At 43.0% G+C, this 286-nt stretch carries 2 tRNA genes; both read right to left on the bottom strand.

Features of this window, described 5'->3' with window-relative positions:
• Positions 1 to 41 precede the first annotated feature (41 nt).
• Positions 42 to 118 (bottom strand) — tRNA-Met (locus DW1_RS14635).
• Between the two features lie 63 nt (positions 119 to 181).
• Positions 182 to 257, bottom strand: a tRNA-Met gene (locus DW1_RS14640).
• Positions 258 to 286: the final 29 nt, after the last annotated feature.

A 286-nucleotide genomic window follows, 5' to 3' on the forward strand; every position in this document is an offset into this window, starting at 1 on the left:
TTACTAAATATAGTTTTGATAAATATTTATAAAGATAAAGTTGGTAGCGGCGAACGGATTTGAACCGCTGACACTGCGGGTATGAACCGCATGCTCTAGCCAACTGAGCTACGCCGCCATGTTTGTTTTAATAGTTATTCCTAAAAACATTCCTAGTTTACAGTTCTATGAACTAATATTATGGTTGCGGGGGCCGGATTTGAACCGACGACCTCCGGGTTATGAGCCCGACGAGCTACCAGCTGCTCCACCCCGCGATGATTGTATAATTGTATACTAGAACTAC

Origin of the sequence: Proteiniborus sp. DW1 (assembly GCF_900095305.1) — a bacterium.
Taxonomy (GTDB): Bacteria; Bacillota; Clostridia; order Tissierellales; family Proteiniboraceae; genus Proteiniborus.